The 1,278-nt window shown below is 74.6% G+C and carries 2 protein-coding genes; one reads left to right on the forward strand and one right to left on the reverse strand.

What is annotated here, in order from left to right:
• A partial coding sequence (locus B8460_RS15095) for a ribonuclease HII (RefSeq protein WP_048862432.1) occupies positions 1 to 604 on the forward strand: 604 nt, incomplete at its 5' end.
• Here B8460_RS15095 and B8460_RS15100 read toward each other — a convergent pair.
• Positions 558 to 1,278: gamma-glutamyltransferase (locus B8460_RS15100; protein WP_048862433.1), on the reverse strand; the 721-nt coding region annotated here is incomplete at its 5' end. The two genes, B8460_RS15095 and B8460_RS15100, sit on opposite strands and share 47 nt — an antisense overlap.

Below are 1,278 nucleotides of genomic sequence, written 5' to 3' on the forward strand. Positions count from 1 at the left end.
GGACGAGGCCGGGCGCGGCCCGCTCGCCGGCCCGGTGGTGGCCGCCGCCGTCGTCTTCACCGCCTCGCCGCCGCGCGCCCTCGCGGCGCTGATCGACGATTCCAAGGCGCTGACGGCGGAGGCGCGCATGATCGCGTATACCGCCCTCCTCCGCTGTGGCCGGGCGGAGATCGGCATCGGCGCCGCCTCGGTCGACGAGATCGCGCAGATCAACATCCTGCACGCGGCACTGCTTGCCATGCGCCGTGCCGTCGCGCGCCTGCCGTCACCGCCCGACCATGCGCTGGTGGACGGCAACCAGGACCCGCGCCTGCCATGTGCCACCACCTGCGTCGTGGACGGCGACGCCGCCTGCCTGTCGATCGCCGCCGCCTCGATCGTGGCGAAGGTGACACGCGACCGGCTGATGGCCGCCCTCGCCCGCCGTCACCCGGCCTATGGGTGGGAGCGCAACGCCGGCTACGGCACCGCCGAGCACCGCCGGGCGATCGACACCGCCGGGCTGACGCCGCACCATCGCCTCGGCTTCGGCGCGGTCCGGCAATACGTGCTGGCGCTCACGCCTGTGCCAGCGCCGCCGACCATGGCGACGCCACATCGCTGATGCCGGTCCGCACGCCGTCCGCGCCGACGGCGATCACGTTCGGACAGGCGAAGTTGATCGGCAGCACCGCGTGCTCGACCACGTCCACCGGACCGTCCGCCGCCAGCGCTGCGATCACCTCGGGCGGCAGCCTTCGGTCGGCGGCGACACGGTCGGGGCCGGAGACGTCGATGCGCGGCAGGTGCGCCGCCTCCTGCGGCTCGATCCCGAAGCCGGCGACGAAGGCCAGCAACTGCGCGACGGAGGCGAGGATGCGCCGCCCGCCGGACGACCCGCCCGCCAGCACCGGCCGGCCGTCCTCGGCCAGGATGAAGGGCAGCATGTTGGTCAGCGGCCGCCGTCCCGGCGCCATCGCGTTCGGCGTGCCGGGGCGCGGATCGAACCACATCACGCCGTTGTTCATCAGCACGCCGGTGCGCGGCAGCACCACACGGCTGCCCATCGACGACAGCAGCGTCGTGGTCAGCGCGACCATCCCGCCCTCGGCGTCGATTACCGTCAGATGCGTGGTGCAGCTGTCCGCCCCCTGCGGCTCGGCATCGTCGGCGCCGGCGAGGCGCGCGGCATAGGCGGCCTTCATCGCGCGCGCCAGATCGGCATACCACGCCGCGTCCGGCCGTCCGCCCGGACGCTCGGCCAGCGCGCGGGCGGCGAGCACGCGCGCGAGCGTGGGC

The sequence above is a fragment of the Acidisphaera rubrifaciens HS-AP3 genome, assembly GCF_000964365.1.
Classification (GTDB): Bacteria; Pseudomonadota; Alphaproteobacteria; order Acetobacterales; family Acetobacteraceae; genus Acidisphaera; species Acidisphaera rubrifaciens.